Origin of the sequence: Bifidobacterium kimbladii, assembly GCF_032193675.1 — a bacterium.
In the GTDB taxonomy this organism is placed as follows: domain Bacteria; phylum Actinomycetota; class Actinomycetes; order Actinomycetales; family Bifidobacteriaceae; genus Bombiscardovia; species Bombiscardovia kimbladii.
In genome coordinates this window covers 25,977-45,346 of the sequence record NZ_JASTZZ010000005.1, presented here as the reverse complement: position 1 = coordinate 45,346, position 19,370 = coordinate 25,977, and the positions used below count along the sequence as shown (strand labels likewise).

General features: G+C 65.2%; 16 protein-coding genes and 1 tRNA gene. 4 read left to right on the top strand and 13 right to left on the bottom strand.

Going from position 1 to position 19,370, the window contains the following annotated elements:
* Nucleotides 1–23: 23 nt before the first annotated feature.
* Entirely contained in the window at nucleotides 24–212 is a 189-nt protein-coding gene (locus QRX41_RS07050; RefSeq protein ID WP_313839609.1) for a hypothetical protein, read from the bottom strand.
* 13 nt (nucleotides 213–225) lie between these two features.
* Here QRX41_RS07050 and QRX41_RS07045 point away from each other — a divergent pair, with 13 nt between their 5' ends.
* The 3 genes from QRX41_RS07045 to QRX41_RS07035 all read left to right on the top strand — a co-directional run bounded on the left by QRX41_RS07045 (nucleotide 226) and on the right by QRX41_RS07035 (nucleotide 3,622).
* Entirely contained in the window at nucleotides 226–1,197 is a 972-nt protein-coding gene (locus QRX41_RS07045; RefSeq protein ID WP_313839608.1) for an LCP family protein, read from the top strand.
* A gap of 235 nt (nucleotides 1,198–1,432) precedes the next feature.
* Nucleotides 1,433–3,265, top strand: a complete 1,833-nt coding sequence (locus tag QRX41_RS07040) for an FtsK/SpoIIIE domain-containing protein (RefSeq protein ID WP_313839607.1) — start codon at nucleotides 1,433–1,435, stop codon at nucleotides 3,263–3,265.
* 78 nt (nucleotides 3,266–3,343) lie between these two features.
* On the top strand, nucleotides 3,344–3,622 hold the full coding sequence (locus QRX41_RS07035; protein WP_015021978.1) for a WhiB family transcriptional regulator: 279 nt from the start codon (nucleotides 3,344–3,346) through the stop codon (nucleotides 3,620–3,622).
* Between the two features lie 81 nt (nucleotides 3,623–3,703).
* Here QRX41_RS07035 and QRX41_RS07030 read toward each other — a convergent pair whose 3' ends face one another.
* A complete protein-coding gene (locus QRX41_RS07030; RefSeq protein WP_024627333.1) occupies nucleotides 3,704–5,191 on the bottom strand; it encodes a sensor histidine kinase in 1,488 nt (495 codons plus the stop codon).
* Nucleotides 5,192–5,358: 167 nt separating this feature from the next.
* On the opposite strand from QRX41_RS07030, the gene trhA reads away from it, so the two are divergent.
* Nucleotides 5,359–6,279, top strand: coding sequence for a PAQR family membrane homeostasis protein TrhA (gene trhA / locus QRX41_RS07025; RefSeq protein ID WP_101432503.1), 921 nt, complete (start codon nucleotides 5,359–5,361; stop codon nucleotides 6,277–6,279).
* A 178-nt stretch (nucleotides 6,280–6,457) separates the two neighbouring features.
* Here trhA and QRX41_RS07020 read toward each other — a convergent pair whose 3' ends face one another.
* From QRX41_RS07020 to QRX41_RS06970, 11 genes are all read right to left on the bottom strand, one after another.
* Nucleotides 6,458–6,937 (bottom strand): GreA/GreB family elongation factor, encoded by a 480-nt coding sequence (locus tag QRX41_RS07020; RefSeq protein ID WP_024627331.1) that lies wholly within the window; start codon nucleotides 6,935–6,937, stop codon nucleotides 6,458–6,460.
* Nucleotides 6,938–7,042: 105 nt separating this feature from the next.
* Nucleotides 7,043–7,450 (bottom strand): FKBP-type peptidyl-prolyl cis-trans isomerase, encoded by a 408-nt coding sequence (locus QRX41_RS07015; protein WP_024627330.1) that lies wholly within the window; start codon nucleotides 7,448–7,450, stop codon nucleotides 7,043–7,045.
* Nucleotides 7,451–7,540: 90 nt separating this feature from the next.
* Nucleotides 7,541–7,626: transfer RNA gene (locus tag QRX41_RS07010), tRNA-Leu, on the bottom strand.
* 24 nt (nucleotides 7,627–7,650) lie between these two features.
* Nucleotides 7,651–8,652, bottom strand: a complete 1,002-nt coding sequence (locus QRX41_RS07005; protein WP_313839604.1) for a Ppx/GppA phosphatase family protein — start codon at nucleotides 8,650–8,652, stop codon at nucleotides 7,651–7,653.
* An 11-nt stretch (nucleotides 8,653–8,663) separates the two neighbouring features.
* Nucleotides 8,664–9,272 carry a DUF501 domain-containing protein gene (locus QRX41_RS07000; protein ID WP_396176802.1) on the bottom strand — a complete coding sequence of 203 codons (609 nt, stop codon included), beginning with the start codon at nucleotides 9,270–9,272 and terminating at the stop codon, nucleotides 8,664–8,666.
* Nucleotides 9,273–9,408: 136 nt separating this feature from the next.
* Nucleotides 9,409–9,963 carry an FtsB family cell division protein gene (locus tag QRX41_RS06995; protein ID WP_306220972.1) on the bottom strand — a complete coding sequence of 185 codons (555 nt, stop codon included), beginning with the start codon at nucleotides 9,961–9,963 and terminating at the stop codon, nucleotides 9,409–9,411.
* A 100-nt stretch (nucleotides 9,964–10,063) separates the two neighbouring features.
* Nucleotides 10,064–11,359 (bottom strand): phosphopyruvate hydratase, encoded by a 1,296-nt coding sequence (eno, locus tag QRX41_RS06990; RefSeq protein WP_024627326.1) that lies wholly within the window; start codon nucleotides 11,357–11,359, stop codon nucleotides 10,064–10,066.
* Between the two features lie 43 nt (nucleotides 11,360–11,402).
* The gene (mfd, locus tag QRX41_RS06985; RefSeq protein ID WP_313839600.1) at nucleotides 11,403–15,005 is read right to left on the bottom strand and encodes a transcription-repair coupling factor; all 3,603 of its coding nucleotides are present in this window, start codon (nucleotides 15,003–15,005) and stop codon (nucleotides 11,403–11,405) included.
* Nucleotides 14,995–15,594, bottom strand: a complete 600-nt coding sequence (gene pth / locus QRX41_RS06980; protein ID WP_313836704.1) for an aminoacyl-tRNA hydrolase — start codon at nucleotides 15,592–15,594, stop codon at nucleotides 14,995–14,997. Before pth ends, mfd begins: the two co-directional genes overlap by 11 nt.
* A gap of 40 nt (nucleotides 15,595–15,634) precedes the next feature.
* Nucleotides 15,635–16,165 (bottom strand): GNAT family N-acetyltransferase, encoded by a 531-nt coding sequence (locus tag QRX41_RS06975; protein WP_313839599.1) that lies wholly within the window; start codon nucleotides 16,163–16,165, stop codon nucleotides 15,635–15,637.
* Entirely contained in the window at nucleotides 16,162–19,368 is a 3,207-nt protein-coding gene (locus QRX41_RS06970; RefSeq protein WP_313839597.1) for a UPF0182 family membrane protein, read from the bottom strand. Before QRX41_RS06970 ends, QRX41_RS06975 begins: the two co-directional genes overlap by 4 nt.
* Between the last annotated feature and the right edge of the window lie 2 nt (nucleotides 19,369–19,370).

Genomic DNA, 19,370 nt, shown 5'->3' with positions numbered 1-19,370 from the left:
CCTAGCTTCATGCCCTCCGGGCATCACCGTCCGGCGGCCGACCCCAGATCTCCAGGCACCGAGGCTAGACACAGTCGCAGCCAGACGCCTCCCAGCTTCTCCCCCTCCTCCAGGGCCGGGCACCAGAAGGCCAGACGCACCAGCGGCTCCTCGAAAACCACACCCAGACCGGCGGCTGCAGCGGCACCTGTTGCAAACGACCGGAGCAACATCAATCACTGCAACGTGCGCAACGGCACTGCCCTCGTCCGCAGACACCCATTGCGCAGGTTCGCGGCCATTCTGCTGCTGGTTCTGCTGCTGGCACTGGTTGTACTGGCAGGTGGAGGATGGTTCTGGATCAATGGCAAGCTCACCCGCGACAAAATGCTGACCGATACCCCTGGCTCAGAAGCCACCACCTGGCTCCTGCTGGGATCGGACCAGCGCGACGGTTCTCCGGGGGCCGGACAGGATGCCAGCATCACCGGCTTCCGCACCGACACCATCCTGGTGTTGACCAAGCCCCGCCACGGAGCCGCCTCCCTGATTTCGGTCCCCCGCGACTCCCTGGTCAAGCAGGACGGGGATTACATGAAGATCAACGCCGTGGCCTACACATCGGGCTACCGGGCCCTGACCGGCCAGATCGAGGACATCACCGGCCATAAGGTCGATCATGTGGCCCTGATCCGTTTCGGAGGCCTCAGCAAGGTGGTCGACGCCCTGGGGGGTGTCAGGCTTTGCTACGACGCAGACGTCAACGACCCCAACTCAGGCATGGTATGGTCCCGCGGCTGCCATCAGGCTGACGGCGGCATGGCCCTGGCCTTCACGCGCATGCGCTACTCGGATCCCAAGGGAGACTTTGGGCGTGCCGAACGCCAGCGCCAGGCCATCTCGGCCATCAGCGCCAAGGCCCTGCAGCCTTCGGTCATGCTCAATCCGTCCAGGGCCGGCAAGGTCCTTTCGGCAGGTCTGGATGCCCTGGTGGTGGATGAGCGGGCCAACCCCATAGACCTTGTGCGCATGGTCCTGGCCTTCCGCAGCGCCAGCAGCAGCAATGGGGTCACCGGAAGCGTCTACTGGACAGACCCCGACTACTATCCGGGCGGGGGCATCGGTTCCACCGTCCTGCTGGATCAAGCCCGCAACACCGACCTGTTCAACCAGCTGGCCCAGGGCAGTCATGCCGCTGGAACTGTCGGCGGCATGTAGCGCCCGCTTTGCGCACACCATCAATCCCGTCCACATTTGACCACATGTCAGGCTTGCTCCAGCGCTCCTGTGTCGGGCAGCTCATGCTGAAGGCATGATCAAGGCCAATTCATCAGCAACTGTATTTCCACTGCCAGCAGCCGGGACGACAGTCCCGAGCGAGGCTGCATGCGGCGATCGGCACTCTGCTGGCACCAAAGAGGGAAAGGCCAAAAGGGGAAGCGCCCAGGTTATTTTGACCCTGGTTGCGCAGACGGCTCCAGCCCTGGCCCAGGCGGGCATGATCTGGTACGTGGTCGGCCAAGGCCGCTGGATGCTCCTCCTCCTGCTGCTGCCCAGCTTGACGGGCACCCTGGCCATGGTGCTTCTGAGCCTGCTGCGAATGCATCGCCGGTCATCGTCCGCTCCGCCGGCAGGCGCTCAATCGGCATACGGCACAGTATCGGATCGTGCATCCCTATCGATGACTACGGAGAACGAGACCTTGCAGGACCTGGCTGGACTGGCCTCTGACCCCGGCCCTCAGCTGGAGTCCCGGCTCTTGGAATCAGGGCCTTCGGGATCGCAAGGTCTGCCCTGGCAGGGCATCGTCCGCGCATGGCTTGCCGCATCAGGAAGGTCGGCACCGGCAGTCATCGGCATTCGGCCTGACCATGGCCCGCTGGTCATCGATCTGCCCCGCGACGGACCACACGCCTTGGTGGCAGGCACCACAGGTTCGGGCAAGTCGGTCTTTCTGCAGACCTGGTGTCTGGCCCTGGCCGCCAGTCAGCCGCCAGACCGGCTCAATCTGGTCCTGCTGGACTTCAAGGGCGGTGCCGGCTTCGGCCTGTTGGCCCGACTGCCGCACACCGTGGGCTGCGTGACCAACCTGGATCTAGACCGGGCCGTACGCGCGCTGAACGGCCTTCAGCGGGAGTTGGAGCGCCGCCAGCGCCTGGTCGCCAGAGCAGGGGTTGAGGACACTGCACGCATGGCTGATCCCCCAGCGCGCCTAGTGGTGGTCATTGACGAGTTCCAGGCCCTGCGCCAACTCCTGCCTGACTACCTGGACAGACTGACCTCTCTGGCCTCTCAGGGCAGATCCCTGGGCATGAACCTGGTGGCCTGCACCCAGCAGACCATGGGGCAGGTCAGCGCCCAGATGCGTGCCAACATGAACCTGGGCATCTGTCTGCGAGTGCGGGACCCCCTGCAGTCCAGGGAGCTGCTGGGCTCCTCCTGTGCCACGACGATCGACCCTGCCTGTCCAGGTCTGGGCTTCCTGGAGCAGGGCCGGGGCCCCCAGGCCTTCCGCACCTGCCCTGCAGCCGACCCGCAGGGCCTGGTAGGCCAGATCGTCAAGGCCAGTCGCTTTTGCGGCAGCCGACCGCCGGCGCCGCTCTTCTCCCCTCCCCTGCCAGAGCATGATCCGGCCTGCGGGCAGGTCCTCTGGCGATCGGGACGGCCTCAGATACCTCTGGGACACATGGACGACGGGGTCCTGCTCCATCTCTATCGCCTCCCGCTCAGCGGTCATACGGCCCTGATCGGACCTCGAGGTCGGGGCAAGAGCACCCTGCTGGCGCTGCTGGCTCGTTCCCTGCTCACCCTGATGAAGCCAGGGGCCCGACCAGAGCCTAGCTTCGACCTGCGCATCACGCGTCGAACAGGTCACGGCTACAGCAGTCGGGACTTTCCCGCCACGGTGCCGCCACCGCCTCATGGCCGCCAGGATGGCAGCCGTGCATTGGTCTGGATTCTTGACGACGCCCAGGATCTGCTGGACCCGCTTTGTCGGGATCCTCTGGCCCCTCTTCTACAGGAGGCTCTGGGACAGGAGGGAACCTCTGTGATCCTGGCCGTGGAGACGGCCAGCGCCCTGCGCAGACCAGAGCGTTTCAGCCGTCGTCTGGTGTTTCCCTGCGGTGAACGGGGGGCCGATCTGGCAGCTGGCATCCCCGCCGATCAGCTGGCCGCCCTCCCCACCCGGGCCAGCGCCATTCCCGGACGGTGTCTGGTTCTGGAAGCGGGTCTCGCCATTCCGCTACAGGTGTTCTCTTTAGCCGTAAAACAAATGAACCCTTGAAAAAAGTCACTCATCGTGCTTATCTTGCATAGGGTAGTGATAAAAGCATCGATAAAAACTTCTTGGAGGCTTAGGTAGATGAGTAATGCGTTTGATTGGCGCGCCAAGGCTGCTTGCCGTGACAAGGACCCTGAGCTGTTCTTCCCCGTCGGCAACACCGGTGCAGCCTATCAGCAGATCGAGGAGGCCAAGGCTGTCTGCAGGACCTGCAAGGTCATTGACGCCTGTCTGAAGTGCGCGCTGGACACCAACCAGGATTACGGCGTCTGGGGCGGACTGAGCGAGGACGAACGCAGGGCTCTCAAGCGCAGGGCCATGCGTGCGCGCAGGTCCCAGGCCATGCAGATGCAGTCCTGATATCTTCCCGATTGCGCAAAACAGGAGAGGGGCGATGGCTTGATGCCGTCGCCCCTCTCTTTTCCTAAAAGGCGCCAGGCATCACACGTCCTGGGCCACGCGCAGCTTGATGTTGATGACCACCCGGGTGCCGCCATCCCGGCGGGGCTCCCACTTGACCGTGCCGCCGAAGTCGTTGGTGACGAAGGTGTTGATGATCTGCGTGCCCAGACCGGACCCGGTGGAACGAGCCTGGCCCTGATCCGACTCGGTGCTGTAGCCGTTGCCGTCATCCTCGACCACCACATTGAGGTTGTTGCCGCCCCGGCCCACTGATATGGTGATATGCCCTTCGTCACGGCCCTCGAAGCCGTGTTCGACAGCGTTGTTGACCAGTTCGGTCAGCACCAGGGACAGGGGTGTGGCATCCTGGGCGGGCATCATCCCGAACTTGCCCACGTAGGAGATGGTGATGTGCTGGTCGCTGGTGGTGGCCAGGTCCACGCTCATCTTGAGCAGGTTGGCGATCACCTTGTCGAAGTCCACAATCTCGTCGGCGGTCTGGCTGAGGCCCTCGTGAACCACGGCGATGGTCTGGACGCGTCGCTGGGCTTCTTCCAGCTCCTTGCGGACCTCGTCGGACTTGGTGCGCCTGGCCTGCAGCCGCAGCAGGGCCGACACGGCCTGAAGGTTGTTCTTGACCCGGTGGTGGATCTCGGAGATGGTGGCATCCTTGGTCTGCAGCTCCTTCTCCCGGCGGCGCAGTTCGGTCACATCCCGGCAGAGCACGATGGCGCCGATCCGGCCCTGTTTGCCATAGAGGGGCAGGGAGCGCATGGAGACGGCCGACCCGTTGGCGTCCAGCTCCGAGTCCACGGCCGCCTTGCCCGACAGGACCAGCGGCAGGGAGTCGGGCACGGGATCGTTTTCCTTGAGCAGGGAGGTGCCGATCTCGCTCAGGTACTGGCCGATCATGGTCTCCACTGAGCCCAGCCTGCGGAAGCAGCTGATGGCGTTAGGCGAGGCGTACCGCACTACGCCGCTTGACGTCAGCACGAAGAAGCCGTCGGCCACCCTGGCGTTGTGCCGCTGGTTGAGCACTGAATCCGCGTAGGGAAACTCGCCGCGGGTGATCATCTCGAAGAGCTCCTTGCCCGCGTTGATGCTCTCGCTCTCGTAACGGCCGTTGGACTCGCGGGTGGCCATGTTGGTCTCGCGGACCACCAGACCCAGGGTCCTGCCCTGGTGACGGATGGGGGCATAGACGTCGCAGACCGTGGCGCGGCCTATGGTGCGCAGCTTGTTGGACCGCAGCACCCCCTTGGACTGCATGGCCGCCTCCAGTTCCTCGCGGCGGTCAGCCGGGAAGTGCTCCCCCACCACGTCTTCGGTGCGCAGGGACATGACCGTGGAGGGCCGGCACTGTTCGGCCACGGTGAACTCCCCCTCGCCGGTGCGCAGCAGGAGCAGCAGGTCCGCAAAGCTCAGATCGGCGATGACCTGCCAGTCGGCCACCAGGTGGTGGAGCCACTCACGGTCCTCCTCATTGCAGTCGTCGCAGGATGCCAGAATCTCGGAAAAATCAGCCATGCCCCCCATCATACAAAGGGCCCTCGGAAGCAGACAGGCGGGTCATGCCAAGGGCGATGATGACATGCGCGCCCAATGCGCAGGTCTGGGGTAGGGTGGTTGACGGATGTTTCGCCCCGGCGACCGGACCCACAGGCCCGGACCAGTCAAGGGGCCAAGGGAGGGCCATGGCAACCAGGACCAGCGAGGACGGCAGACCGTCCGAGGATCAGGAGGTCGATCCCGATCTCGAACGCCGTCGTCAGCAGCGCCGTCAGGAGCTGACCTACCTTCGCCGGGATGCGGAGGTGGCCCACGAGGCCCATCTGCAGGCCAGAGCCGACGCGGTGCGTGCCAAGGCCAAGGCCAAGGCTGCGCGGATCATGGCCAAGGCTGAGATCAAGGCCTCACGAATCGAGGGCATCCCCGACATGGAGATCGAGCGCAAGGTCCGCCTGGATGTCCACGGCCGTCCCAAGCCCCTCTTGCGTGGCTGGATCCACGCCGTGGCCGCCCCCCTGGCCCTGGCCGCCGGCATCGTGCTGATCTGCCTGGCCCACGGCACTGGGCTCAAGCTGGCCTGCGCGGTCTTCATGGTCGCCTCACTGGCCCTCTTCGGCAACTCCGCCCTCTACCATCTGGGCGACTGGACCCCGGGGACCACGGACGTGCTGCGCCGCCTGGACCATGTCAACATCTTCCTGCTCATCGCCGGCACCTACACGCCCATTTCCTTCGCCCTGGACCCCTTCTGGCGGCGGATCATCATCCTGGGCATGTGGGGGGCCAGCCTGGTGGCCATGATCGTCCACGTCTTCTGGATCGAGGCTCCCCGCTGGCTCTACACCCTGGTCTACGTGGTCTTCGGAGTCTCGGGCGTGGGCTTCCTGAAGCTCTTCTGGGACTCCCCCATGGCCGGTCCGCCGGTGGTGTGGCTGATCGTGGCCGGCGGCCTGGCCTACATCCTTGGGGCGATTGTCTACGGTCTGCGCCGGCCGGATCCCTGGCCGCGGGTATTCGGCTTCCATGAGATCTTCCACTGCGGCACGGTCATCGGCTACGCCTGCCACATCGTGGCCATCTACCTCGTGGTCTGCAACCTGCGCTGAACAAATCGCCAACCTGGCGGTCTGTTCATCGAGCACCATCCAGCACAAGCCACCGGCCGACCTTACGAATCAAGCGATGACCCAGAGAGCGGTGACCCAGAGAAAAAGCAGCTCTCCGTCGACCATGGCGGGGAGCGGCTTCATTCAGGCCGGGCCGGGACGGTGAGGGGTCGTCCCGCTACTTGAGGGGCTGGGCATCCTTGACGGTGACCGAGATGTCCTTGCCGTTGGGTGCCTTGTAGGTCACGGTCTGGCCCTTCTTGGCGCCCATGAGGGCCGCGCCGATGGGCGACTCGGGGCTGATGACGTCGTAGTCGGTGGCCACGGTCAGATCCCTGGAGCCCAGCACATAGACCATTTCATTGCCGGCCATGGTCAGGGTCACCAGGGAGCCGTTGCCCACCGTGCCCGCCTTGGGGGCCTTGAGGATCTTGGCGTTGCGCAGCTTGACGATCAGCTCGTTGATCCGTCCCTCGTTCTTGCCCTGCTCCTCGCGGGCAGCCTGGTAGCCGCCGTTCTCGCTCAGATCGCCCTCGGCACGAGCCGCCGCGATGCGTTCGGTGATCTCGTCGCGGTACTCGCCCTGACGGTGATCGAGCTCCTCCTTCAGCTTGTCGTAAGCGGCCTGTGTCAGCAGAATCGTCTTTTCCTCAGCCATGTGATTCCTCCTTGTTTGATGCGCTTGTCTCGTGGCCCGACCTGAACTAGAAAGTCAAGGGTATGAAAAAGGCGCCGGCCCTCACCGGCGCCTGCAGACCCTTGCCTACCGTGTCGATATGATGTCGATCACGAAAACCAGGGTATCGTCGCCGCCGATGCCCGCCTGGGGCATCCCCTGACGACCATATCCATACTCCGGCGGAATGGAGACCACCAACCTGGACCCCACGTTGTGACCGGGCACCGTCTGGTCCCAGCCGCGAATGACCTGCCCCACGCCAATGCCGAAGCTGGCCGGCTGATGGCGCTGGAAGCTGGAGTCGAAGACCTGATCCGAACCCCAGACGACGCCGTGATAGTTGACGGTGACGGTATCGCCCTTGCGGACGACCGGCCCGTCCCCCTCGACCAGCTCCACGGCGCGCAGCCCGCTGGGCGCCGGACCATGGAAGGTTATGGTCGGCGTGGCGCCGAATTCGGCGTTCACCTCGGGCATGGATTGGTCACTCATGACAACTCCTTTGGTTTTCTTGCGTACCAGAGTATCGGTTCGTCGGCCGGGTGACAAGTTGCGACACTGCCGTCCAAGCCGATGAGGCCTTGGTGCCCCGGGTGGGAATCGAACCCACAAGCCGGTGAAGGCGGCGGATTTTAAGTCCGATGCGTATACCATTTCGCCACCGGGGCCGTAACCCATAACGCCTTAGTATATCATTCGCGCAGGAGGGTCCGACCGTAGTCCAGGACCAGGCCATCCAGAAGGCCGTGCTCGCTGGCCACATAGGTTCCCGAAGCCAGCGCACTGGGACTGGCCTGGCCCAGACGCTCCAGCAGACGGCTCCAGATCAGGGCGCCGCCGCCGATCACATCCACACGGCCGGGATGGATGGCCTTGAGTTCCCTGCGCTCCTGCCGGCTCATGTTCAGCACCCGGTCGTCAACCCGGCGGGCCGCATCGACCGCAATGGACCGGCCATCGACGGCATGGCGATCGTAGACCTCGCATCCCAGGGCCAGGGCGCTCATGGTGGTGACCGTGCCGGAGACCCCGATCAGGCTGCCTACCCCGGCTACGGGAACCTGTTCGAAGGCCCGGTCGATCCAGCCGTCAACATCCTCCAGCGCCTGATCGATCTGCTCCTGGGTGGGCGGATCGCCCAGCAGATGGCGCTCGGTCATCCGCACGGAGCCGATGTTCATGGAGTAGGATGCCCTGACCTGGTCCACAGGCAGATCGCTCCCGTCCCCGCCCAGGACCAGCTCGGTGGAGCCGCCACCCAGGTCGACCACCAGGTAGGGCGCAGGAGGCATGTCGGCGCTGCCCCGCTGCTCCAGCACGCTGACCGCGCCCAGAAAACTCAGCGAGGCCTCCTGGGAGCCGCTGATGACCTCGGGCGCAACCCCCAGGATGGAGCGCACCCCCTCTTCGAAACTTTCTCGGTTGTCAGCGTCCCTGGTGGCCGAAGTGGCCACAAAGCGCAGGCCATCCACCGGGTGTTCCTGCAGCTGCTGGGCGAAGAGCCGGCAGGCCTCAAAGGCGCGCTCCAGAGCCTGATCGGAAAAGCGGTGGTTGCGGTCCACACCCTCCCCCAGCCGGATGACGCGCATCAGCCTGGGAGCCACCGGGTGGAGCCCCTGTCGGTCCACCTGGGCTATCAGCAGACGTATGGAGTTGGTGCCGCAGTCCACGCCCGCCACCGTAACCTGATCCATGGAAGCCCCCTTCATTGGTTTTCCTGCTGGTTCGCCTGCCGTGATGCCTCAGTCCAAGGTTGGGCGCACCTGCAGACCTGTGGGTCGAACACCTGGCCTACCAGATCCAGGACCCGGTCACCCAGAGGATTGACCCCTGGACCCATCACCAGAGACTGGGCGGTCAGAGCATGCAGGCACTTGACCCTCTTGGGCATGCCGCCGGCCGAGATTCCGGCGATGTGCCCCTCGTCGTCGCCCAGCCGCTGGGCCAGGGCGGAACGGAAGGCCAGATAGAGCTCGTGGGCCCTGCGGTAGGCGCTGGCCAGGTCCGGATCCGAACCAAGCTCGGCATTCCAGTCGGCCATGACCCCGTCGGCCTCCAGCCGGGAGACGGCCTTGACGGCCTCGGGGCTGGTCAGATAGCAGGTGGTCGGAAAGGGTGTGCCGTCTTCCAGCTGAGGCCGGGTGACCACAGCCAGCGGATTGCCGCAGACGCAGCGGGCGCCCACGGCCACCATGCCCCGCGGATAGCGGCCCAGCTGCCGGTTCACGACGGCTGTCTGCTCCGGCGTAGCCGGGGTCGCCAGAAGCTCCTGGATACGGTCTTTGACCGCCGCCAGATCCCGGTCGGTAACCAGGCTGGTGGCTCTAGGCTCGACCCGGCCCTTGTCTGCGGCTTGAGATTCCACTGCTGCCTGGGGCCTTTCCTGGGCCTTGATCACGCTGTCCTCATCTTCCCTGATTGTTTCCTGCTGCTAAGTTCATAGTCGGAGGTCACTGCGCTCCCCCGCCCTCGGATGGAGAGGGGCCATCAGAACCGCCTGGACTGCTTGAACCAGACGGACTGGCAGAGCCGGTCGGACTGGACTCCCCCTTGCTTCTGTCGGCAGCAGGATCCTGGTCGGCCTTGGCGAAGGAATAGGCCATCTCCTGATACCAGGGCAGGGAGTTCTTCCTGGGGGCCCGGACCCCCTTGCTTCCGGCCTGGTCCTTGTCCTTGCCGCCCGTGACCGCCTCCGGGTGCAGGACCCGGATGGCCTCCTCGTCAGGGAAGACGAATCCCAGCCGATCCCGGGCCTGGGCGGTCACATAGGCCTTGTCGTCCCAGCGCCGGATCTGGTTCTCCAGGTCACGCTTGTGCTCGACAAGCTGGGCCTGCTGGTTGCGCAGGCCGTTGAGCTCGGAAAGATTGATGGCGTAGGCGTGAAAGGTGGAGACCAGCTGAATCAGCCCAAGGGCCACGATGATGACCGCCACAAAGAAGGTGATGGGTCCCGACGACCGCCTGCCTGTCCGCCGGTTGGCGCCGTCACGTTTGTTCTTGGCCATACCCATAAAAATACCCGCGGCAGCCGACGCGGACCGCCACGGGTGAAAGACTCACCGTCGGGTCAAAACCTGCAGGGGCTAGGACCCGGCTGGCAAGACCTTACTTGGTGTACTTCTTGCAGGCCTTGAAGGCGCTGTAGCCGGCGTACTCGGCGGTGGAGCCCAGCTCCTCCTCGATCTCCAGCAGTCGGTTGTACTTGGCGATGCGCTCGCCACGGGCCGGAGCGCCGGTCTTGATCTGGCGGGTGTTCTTGGCCACGGCCAGGTCGGCGATGGTGGTGTCGGAGGTCTCGCCGGAACGGTGGGAAACCATGGAGGTGAACCCGTTGGCGGTGGCCAGCTCGATGGCGTCCAGGGTCTCGGTCACGGTGCCGATCTGGTTGAGCTTGACCAGCAGGGAGTTGGCGGCCTTCAGGTCGATGCCCTTCTGCAGCCTCTTGGGGTTGGTCACCAGCAGGTCGTCGCCCACGAACTGCAGGCGGTCGCCCATGGCGGCGGTGATCTTCTGCCAGGCGCCCCAGTCCTCCTCAGCGAAGGGATCCTCGATGGAGACCAGCGGGTAGCGCTCGACCAGGCCCTGGTAGTAGTCCAGCATGTAGTCGGCGTCGCGGTCCTCGCCGTCGAAGTGGTACTTGTCGGTGTCCTTGTTGTAGAACTCCGAGGAGGCCACGTCCAGGCAGAGGCCGATCTGCTTGCCGGGCTCGTAGCCGGCGGCTTCAATGGCGTCGACGATGTACTTCAGGGAGTCCTCGTTGGACTTCATCTTGGGGGCAAAGCCGCCCTCGTCGCCCAGGCCGGTCTCGTGGCCGTCCTTCTTCAGGATGCCCTTGAGGGTGTGGTAGACCTCGACGCCGGCGCGCAGGGCCTCCCGGTAGGAGTCGAAGCCGTAGGGGGAGATCATGTACTCCTGGATGTCGGTGGCGAAGTCAGCGTGGGCGCCGCCGTTCATGATGTTCATGTTGGGCACAGGCAGGATATGGCCGTTGGTGCCGCCCAGGTAACGGTAGAGAGGCAGTTCGGCGGACTCGGCAGCCGCATAGAGCGCAGCCAGGGAGACGCCCAGGATGGCGTTGGCGCCCAGCTTGCCCTTGTTGGGGGTTCCGTCCAGGTCAATCATGGTCTCGTCCAGGGCGCGCTGATCGGTGGCGTCCATGCCGATGACATTGGGAGCGATGGTCTCATTGACCGCCTTGACGGCGTCCAGCACACCCTTGCCCTGATAGCGCTTCTTGTCGCCATCCCTACGTTCCCAGGCCTCGGCCTCGCCGGTGGAGGCACCGGAGGGAACCAGACCACGCCCCTCGGCGCCGTCCTCGGTCTGCAGAACGACCTCGACGGTCGGGTTGCCACGGGAATCAAGAATTTCGCGCGCGAACACGCTTTCAATTGCTGCCACAACTGCTCCTTCAATAAGTTGTTGTGATGTCTCTTACAGGATACTAGTTTTGTTGGACGGGGGCGGGACCCGCTGGCGTGCCATCGCCCGAGGACTTGGGCAGCCCCCAGGCCAGGTCGTCCAGCAGGGTGTCCACCCAGGCGGTCATGGCCGACGAATCCATGGGCCCCGATCCCAGGGAGCCCGCGAAGGGCGCCGGGATCAGCAGGGTCTGCGTCACCGGGCGGTACTGGCTGCCCTTGTATATTCGTGCGATCCTGGCCTGCAGGGAGTCGGGCATGGTCACGGGCCTGATCCGCACCCGGGAACCCTGGGAGGCGATCTCCGAAATGCCCAGGGAGCGAGCCTTGGCCCGCAGCCTGGCCACCGCGAAGAGGGTGTCGAACTGGACGGGCGGACGTCCGTATCGGTCGGTCAGCTCCTCGTGCAGGTCGCGCAGATCCTGCTCGTTTCGGGCCGAGGCCAGCTTGCGGTAGGCCTCCAGACGCAGCTTGTCCGAGTCGATGTAGTCCACCGGAATGGAGGCCTCCAGGGGCAGGTCGATGCTGACGGTGACCGGCTCGGTCCGCCCGGGCTCCTTGTACTCTTCCACCGCCTCGGAGACCATGCGCACGTAAAGGTCGAAGCCGACCCCCTCGATGTGGCCGGACTGCTCGTCGCCCAGCAGGTTGCCGGTGCCGCGCAGCTCCAGGTCCTTCATGGCCACGTCGTAGCCGGACCCCAGGGCCGTGTTCTGGGCGATGGTGGCCAGCCTGTCGTGGGCGGTCTGGGTCATGGGCTTGCTGGGGTCGTAGAGGAAGTAGGCGTAGGCGCGCTCCCGGCCGCGTCCCACCCGGCCGCGCAGCTGGTGGAGCTGGGAGAGCCCGAAGCGGTCGGCCCGGTCCACGATCAGCGTGTTGGCGTTGGGGATATCCAGGCCGGTCTCGACGATGGTCGTGCAGACCAGCACATCGATGTCCCGGTGCCAGAAGTCGCGGATGACCCCGTCCAGCTGCTTCTCCCCCATCTTGCCGTGGGCCACGCCCACCTTGGCCTCGGGGACCAGCGTCTGCACCTTGGCCGAGACCTTGCCGATGTCCTCCACCCGGTTGTGGATGTAGAAGATCTGCCCCCCGCGCAGGAGTTCTCGGCGAATGGCCGCCGTCACCTGGGCGTCCTCGTAGGCGCCCACATAGGTCAGCACCGGCAGACGGTCCTCGGGGGGCGTGGCCAGGGTGGACATCTCCCGGATGCCGGTCACCGCCATCTCCAGGGTGCGCGGAATGGGCGTGGCCGACAGGGACAGGACGTCCACATTGGTCCGCATGGCCTTGAGGGTCTCCTTGGCCTCCACACCGAAGCGCTGCTCCTCGTCCACGATCATCAGGCCCAGATCCTTGAAGCGGATGCGCGGGTTGAGCAGCTTGTGGGTGCCGATGACCACGTCCACGGCCCCGCTGGCCAGGCCCTCCATGGTGGCCTGGTTCTCCTTGGCGGTCTGGAAGCGGCTCATGGCGGCCACGTCCACCGGAAAGCCCTCGAACCGCTCGGTGAAGGTCTGATAGTGCTGCTGGACCAGCAGGGTCGTGGGCACCAGGACCACCACCTGCTTGCCGTCCTGAACGGCCTTGAAAGCGGCGCGGATGGCTATTTCGGTCTTGCCGAAGCCCACATCCCCGCAGATCAGGCGGTCCATGGGCACCGGCTTCTCCATGTCGGCCTTGACCTCGTCGATGGCGGTCAGCTGGTCGGGGGTCTCCTGGTAGGGGAAGGCATCCTCCAGCTCCTTCTGCCAGGGGGTGTCGGGGCTGAAGGCGAAGCCCTTGGTGCGCTGCCGGGCCGAGTAGAGCTTGACCAGGCCCTGGGCGATCTTGTGGACGTGCTTGCGGGCCTTGGCCTTGGTGGCCGACCAGTCGGATCCGCCCAGCTTGTTGAGCCTGGGGATCTCGGCGCCGATGTAGCGGCTGACCTGGTCCAGCTGGTCGGCCGGCACGAAGAGCTTGTCTGGCGGGGCGTTGCGTTTGGAGGGTGCGTACTCCAGAACCAGGTACTCCCGGCTGCCCTTGCTGGGGCCCACGCCCACGCTGCGCTGGCGCATGCCCAGGAAGCGGCCGATGCCGTGCTGGTCGTGGACCACGTAGTCGCCGGGTTTGAGCTCGTCCAGATCGATGGCCTTGCGCCGGCGGTTGGAGGTCTTGCTGCCTGCGGCCACGCTGGTGCGCCCGGTCAGGTCCCGCTCGGTCAGCAGGGCCAGATGGGCGGACTGGTCCACGAAGCCGTCCACGGCCAGGGAACGGTGGTACTCCACCCCGACAACACCAGTGGTCTGCACGGCCCGGCGCAGACGGCTCAGGGTTCCCTGGGCCGGAGCGGTCACCACCACCCGGTCGCCGCGCTCCAGCAGGGAGGCGATGCCCGAGGCGGCCCGATCCTCGTCGCCGCGATACTGGTCCGGGGCCAGGGCATCCAGACGCTCGGTCCCCTCCCGGTCCGGGTCCACCGACAAGTCGGTCAGCTTCCAGACCTCCCCTTTGCGGTACTCCAGGGATGAGATGACCTCGTCGTAGTCCAGGAAACTGGCCCTGTCGAAGCTGATAGGCGCGCCCGAACCCTGCCCGGAGGCTGCCACATGCCAGCTGGCGGCCAAGAACTCGTTGGCGGTCTTGACCAGGTCCTGAGCGGAGCGAGCCAGCAGCTGCGGCTCCGACAGCAGAATCAGAGCGCCCTCAGGCAGCATGGACCCTACCGGCACCAGGTCGTCGACCAGGGCAGGCAGGAGGGATTCCATGCCTTCTACAGGAATGGCCTGGGCGATGGACTCCAGCATGTCATCGGCGTTGGGAATGTTCCCGATCAGGGAACGTGCGCGGGCGCGGACCTGGTCGGTCAGCTGCAGCTCGCGGCAGGGCGGCGCCCATATCCGGTCCAGGTCGGGACCGTAGGTGCGCTGGTCGGAGGCGTGGAAGCTGCGGATGGTGTCCACCTCGTCGCCGAAGAACTCGATGCGCACCGGGTGGGCCATGGTGGGGACAAAGACATCCAGGATGCCACCTCGGACAGCAAATTGGCCGCGCTCCATGACCAGGTCCACCCGGGTGTAGGCGTTGCGGACCAGAGCTTCGACCGCCTGGTCCAGGGGCAGCTCCTGGCCGCGCAGAAAGACCAGAGGCTCCACATCCTGCAGGCCCTTGACCACGGGCTGCAACAGGGAGCGCACGGGCATGACCAGGATGCGGATGGGTCCGAAGTCAGGGTCGTCCTGGACCGGATGGGCCAGCCGCCTGAAGACGGCCATCCGTGAGGCCACGGTGTCTGCCCGGGGCGAGAGCCGTTCATGAGGCAGGGTCTCCCAGGAGCGCAGCAGGGCCACATCACCCGGGTCGCCCTCATACCAGGAGCGGATGGCGCCGGTCATCTCCTGGGCGTCACGCTCGGAGGGGACCACCAGGACGACTGGGGCACGTCCAGCAGCTGCGGCCGCCAGGGCTGGCCTGATGCCCTGGGGAGCCTGGACCATGAGGGAGGTGTCGGTGTCGGCGGCAGGCTGGGAGTCTCCTTGGACCAATCTGGTGAAGGCAGCGTCTGCCTGCAGGTCGTCCAGGAGGGGACGCAGGGATCCATTCAGCGATTCCTGTGACTCCGCCTTCTGGGTATGCTCATCGACCATTGAACTGCTCCTGAGCCTGGCTGAGGCCCTTGATGATTACGGTTTCCGCGGCGTCCGCGCCGTCGGCCAAAAACTCGGGCAGGCGCTTGCGCTGGTCGCCGGCAAAGGTGCCCAGAACCCAATCCACAGTGCGCCGGTGGGCGTCAGGACCTCCTCGGGCATGCCCCACGCCCATGCGGACCCGGGCGTAGGCGTTGCTGCCCAGGGAGCGGTCGATGGAACGAATGCCATTGTGCCCGCCCGAGGACCCGCCGGCCTTGACCTTGATCCTGCCGAACTCCAGGTCCATATCGTCATGGATGACCACAACCCGGCCAACAGGTATGTGGTAGTAAGAGCAGATGGAGGCCAGGGCATCGCCGGAGTCGTTCATGAAGGTCAGCGGCTTGGCCAGGAAGAAGGGTATGCGGCGTCCGTCAAGATCCAGGGTGCCACGGCCCAGCTGGGCCAGGCCCTTGTGGTCGCGCAGGTTGACCGACCATCGTTCGGCCAGCAGATCGGCGCACATGAAGCCCATGTTGTGCCTGGTGCCCTTGTACTCGTCACCCGGGTTGCCCAGTCCGGCCATCAGCCAGAAATCGGATGCCATGTAGGTGATACCTCCTGCTCTCAAACGGGACGGTGAGATTCTACACAGGCTCCCCGACCCCGTTTCGCTCAAGGGACAGGCTCCAGTAGGAGACATCATGCAGGGCGAACCGGTCCCAGGCGGCCAGGGGCAGGAGGCCGAAGCGGCTGAACCCGAACCGGTGCAGCAGGGCCTTGGAGGCCGAGTTGTCATCGAAGATGATGGCCACGGCCAGACGCATGCCCACCTGCTGGGCGCGCTCCAGCAGGGAATGGACCATCAGGGCTCCCAGGCCGCGTCCACGGCTGCCGCGGTCCACGTAGTAGCCCAGCTCGCAGGTCTCCTGGTAGCCGGGCCGGTCGTAGTAGGCCGACAGGGAGCCGAAGGCCAGCACCCTGCCCTCCTGCTCCAGGACCAGGACCGGATGGCCCTGGTCTGGATCATGTGCCAGTAACCATTGCAGGCGCTGGTCCAGGCTGACCGGGGCCGTATCCGCCGTGGAACCGCCATCCATGACCGCCTGGTTGTAGATGGCGGTGACCGCCTCCAGGTCCCCGCGGCGGCAGATCCGGATGCGCGGGGTGGCGCTCACTTGTTGCCGCCCTCCTGGTCGGAGGCCTCCTTGAGGGCTTCCCGCAGACGGTTCTGCGCCTCGCCGTAGGCGCTGAAGTCGCCCTTCTTCAGGGCGGCATCGCCGTCGCTCATGGCCTGGTTGGCCTTGTCCAAGGCCTGTTTCAGGGCCTGCCCCCCTGTGGCCGACGCCCCGCCAGAGCCGGCGGTCTTATCCGGGGCCTTACCGGATTGCTCGCTCTGATCAGCATCAGATTTGGTGCGTCCGGTGTTGTCGGCATCGCCGGCCGATGCGCCCGAGTTGCCCTGGAAGGTCTTGTCAAGAGCCGCATCCAGGGTGGCGGACGACGACACCTTGTCTCCGAAGGCCACCAAAACCCGCTTGAGCAGGGGGAAGCTGGTGGCGCCGCTGGACTGGACGTAGACCGGCTGGATGTAGATCAGACCGCCGCCTATGGGCAGGGTCAGCAGGTTGCCGCGTTTGACCTTGGTGGACCCGGACTGGAGCAGGTTGAGCTCGGTGGAGACCGCAGCATCCGAGTTGAAGTTGTTCTGCGCCTGCCCAGGGCCGGGCACATTGGAATTCTTGGGCAGCTCCATCAGCCGGATGGTCCCGTAGTCGGGGCCTATCACCCCCTTGGTGGACCCGGCGTCGGAATCCACGGACAGGAACCCGGTCAGAATCTCCCTGGTGGAGGTGCCGGCGGGGATGAAAGTGGAGGTCAGCGAGAAGGCGGGCTTGTCAGTCCCCGGTGTCTGCAGGGTCAGATAGTAGGGAGGCTGCTTGACCCCGGCCTTCTGCTCCTTGCTGCTCCCGGTCGGATCCACGGGGGTCTGCCAGAAGTCCTCGCCGGAGAAGAACTGGCTGGCCGAGTTGACGTGGTACTGGGAAAGGAGCTGGCGCTGCACCTTGAACAGGCTCTCCGGGTAGCGCATATGGCTCATCAGGTCGCCCGAGATGGACGAGAGGGGCTTGAACTGGCCGGGGAAGACCTTCTGCCAGGCCTTGAGCACCGGATCCTTGACATCCCAGGCATACAGATCCACCGAGCCGTCGTAGGCATCGACCGTAGCCTTGACGGAGTTGCGGATGTAGTTGGCCTTCTGGGAGCCCAGTCCCTTGACGGCCTCCGAGCTCAGGGTGGTCGTGTCCTGGGTGATGGGACCCAGGTCCACCTTCTGGGAGTAGGGGTAGGCGTCAGAGGTGGTGTAGCCGTCGACGATCCACTTGACCCGGCCATCCACCACAGCCGGGTAGACGCGACCGTCCAGGGTCAGATAGGGGGCGATTTGGGCCACGCGCTCCTTGGGCGAGCGGTTGTAGAGGATCTGCGAGTCGGGGGTGACGCGGTCCGAGAAGAGGATCTGGTCGGATCCAAAGCGGATGGCGTAGAGGACCCGGGCCAGGAAGTTGCCCACCGAGGGGCCGCCGTTGCCCTTGAAGGTGTTGGTGGCTCCCTTGGAGCCGGTGGGATAGTCGAACTCCCAGCCTGAGGAGCCCTGGGGCGCGCCGACGATGGAGTACTCGGGCGCGTTGGGCGAGAAGTAGATCCTCGGCTCGTAGTGCTGGCTGTCGGTCAGTTTGCCCTTGGTGGGGATGTCCTGTTCGAAGAACTCGGGCTGCCCGTCCGGGGTGACCTTGTTGCCGTAGGCGGCCACGATCCCGTAGCCGTGGGTGAAGACCGTGTGGTCGTTGACCCAGTTGCGGTTGTCGTTGCCCTCCAGGTCCAGCTCGCGAGCGCCGATGACCGTGTCCTGGCTGACTCCGTCAATGTCGTACTTGTCGACGGCCAGGGTGTCCTCGAAGGTGTAGTACTGCTTGGACTGCTGCAGCTGACGGAAGGTGGGCGAAACCACCTGGGGATCCAGCAGGCGGATCTGCGCAGTGGTCTCGGCATCACGGGAGAGGGCGCCCGACTGGACCTCGGTGGTGGCGTCATAGGCCTCGGTCTTCAGCCTGTCCAGCCCATAGGCCTGGGCGGTGGCGGTGATGTTGCGCTGGATGTAGGCGGACTCCATCTCCTGGGCATTGGGGTTGACCCGGAAGCGCTGGACCAGCGCCGGCCAGAAAACGGTCAGCAGCAGGGACAGGACGACGGTGACGGCTACAGCCAGGACGGGAACCCGCCACTGTTTGACGGCCGAACCCAGCGATCCTGCATGGACACGGCCGGGTTCCAGGGTGGACGACCTCAGAATCCAGACCGCCAGGATGATGCCTAGCAAAGCCATGACCACAGCCATGATCAGGGTGACGGGAATGGCCGCCTTGACTGAAGTGTAGGAGGCGCCGGTGATCCGATCGCCCTCCTCGGTCAGCCTGCCGAAGACGCCCAGGGCCGTATCGCCGGCCCAGACCAGCATGAACAGGACCAGCCAGACGGCCACCTGGCGACGGGCGGCACGGGTCATCTCCAGAATACCGCGGCCCTGCACGGGCATGGTCAGTCGAATGCCGCCCATGAGGAAGTTAGTGACCAGGCTGAAGACCGTGGCCGCCAGCAGCATCATCAGCAGGGAGGAGACCAGCAGCCGCAGGCCGGGCAGGATGAAGACATAGAAGCCGTTATCCAAGCCGAACTGAGGATCGCGCACCCCGAAGGACTGGGCGTTGAAGAGCAGGAGCACCTGCTTCCAGTCGGCGTTGAACTGGAAACCGAAGAAAACACCGACGACCAGGGAGACCACCGCGGCCACCTTGAGCGCCTTGCGTGAAGAGACCCCCTTGCCGACCTCGATCAGATCGCCCCTGACCCTGATGGTGGATCCGTCAGGCGAATCGGGACGGCTGCGGATGGCCAGGAAGGCCGAGAACAGGGTCACCGCAGCCAGCAGCAGGGCGTAGGCCAGCCACAGGCCCACCTTGATGCCCAGCTGGGTCCAGACAATCCGTGCCGCCCCCAGCTGGGAGAACCACATGACATCGGTGATGAAGCGGCTGAGCCCGAACAAGAGCAGGAAGACGACCAGGACGACAGCGACAACCACAGCCAGAATCCGCATGCCCCTGGAAGGTCCGTTATTGTCCTTCTTGCGGGAAGTCAGCCGGGGGTCACCTGGTCCGGCGAAGCGGAAACGGGGCGTGCTGCCGCCCCCTTGGCCGGGACCCTCCCCATCGGTCTGCACATGCAGGATGACCGGGTCGTCGTCATTGCGACGCCGGCCTGGTCCGCCTGGACCGCCCTCAGGGTCGAACATGGAACCGAAGAAATCAAAGAATGACATGT

Coding starts and splice junctions, on each gene's coding strand:
- QRX41_RS07005 (WP_313839604.1), bottom strand. CDS start 8,652: ATGGATCAGGTTACGGTGGCGGGCGTGGACTGCGGCACCAACTCCATA.
- trhA (WP_101432503.1), top strand. CDS start 5,359: ATGGCAACCAGGACCAGCGAGGACGGCAGACCGTCCGAGGATCAGGAG.
- QRX41_RS07020 (WP_024627331.1), bottom strand. CDS start 6,937: ATGGCTGAGGAAAAGACGATTCTGCTGACACAGGCCGCTTACGACAAG.
- QRX41_RS06995 (WP_306220972.1), bottom strand. CDS start 9,963: ATGGCCAAGAACAAACGTGACGGCGCCAACCGGCGGACAGGCAGGCGG.
- QRX41_RS07030 (WP_024627333.1), bottom strand. CDS start 5,191: ATGGCTGATTTTTCCGAGATTCTGGCATCCTGCGACGACTGCAATGAG.
- pth (WP_313836704.1), bottom strand. CDS start 15,594: ATGGCATCCGATTTCTGGCTGATGGCCGGACTGGGCAACCCGGGTGAC.
- QRX41_RS06970 (WP_313839597.1), bottom strand. CDS start 19,368: ATGTCATTCTTTGATTTCTTCGGTTCCATGTTCGACCCTGAGGGCGGT.
- mfd (WP_313839600.1), bottom strand. CDS start 15,005: ATGGTCGATGAGCATACCCAGAAGGCGGAGTCACAGGAATCGCTGAAT.
- QRX41_RS07050 (WP_313839609.1), bottom strand. CDS start 212: ATGTTGCTCCGGTCGTTTGCAACAGGTGCCGCTGCAGCCGCCGGTCTG.
- QRX41_RS07015 (WP_024627330.1), bottom strand. CDS start 7,450: ATGAGTGACCAATCCATGCCCGAGGTGAACGCCGAATTCGGCGCCACG.
- QRX41_RS07035 (WP_015021978.1), top strand. CDS start 3,344: ATGAGTAATGCGTTTGATTGGCGCGCCAAGGCTGCTTGCCGTGACAAG.